At 40.1% G+C, this 329-nt stretch carries 1 protein-coding gene; it reads right to left on the reverse strand.

Features of this window, described 5'->3' with window-relative positions; all coding sequences use genetic code 11:
- Positions 1-96 precede the first annotated feature (96 nt).
- On the reverse strand, positions 97-329 hold a 233-nt coding region (locus tag Q4528_RS13080; RefSeq protein WP_303521910.1), incomplete at its 5' end, for a hypothetical protein.

Here is a 329-nt window from a genome sequence, read left to right on the forward strand (position 1 = left end):
GGGCAATACAATCAATCGGGGCTTAATACGGTTAGTCTAACAACAAAAAAACGTTAAAAAAGGGCGAGTTGCGCCCTTTTTAGATATTAATGTAAATTATTTAGACGCAGGCTGTTGTAATTTCTCCATCACTTGGGAGACATTAAAACTTGCCGCTTTTTGACGAGGTGGAAACTCTTCAAAACTGGCTAGATACTTTGCAACATAAGTTTGCGCCGGTACCAGCAAATACACTCGATCAATCACCCAATCCCAGTAAGTATTAGATGTCCGATCTGCGGTTTCATAAGGGTCCATTCTTAAATTAAAGATTTTAGGCACCCTCAGCT

The sequence above is a fragment of the Staphylococcus pasteuri genome, assembly GCF_030547725.1.
Lineage (GTDB): Bacteria > Bacillota > Bacilli > Staphylococcales > Staphylococcaceae > Staphylococcus > Staphylococcus pasteuri.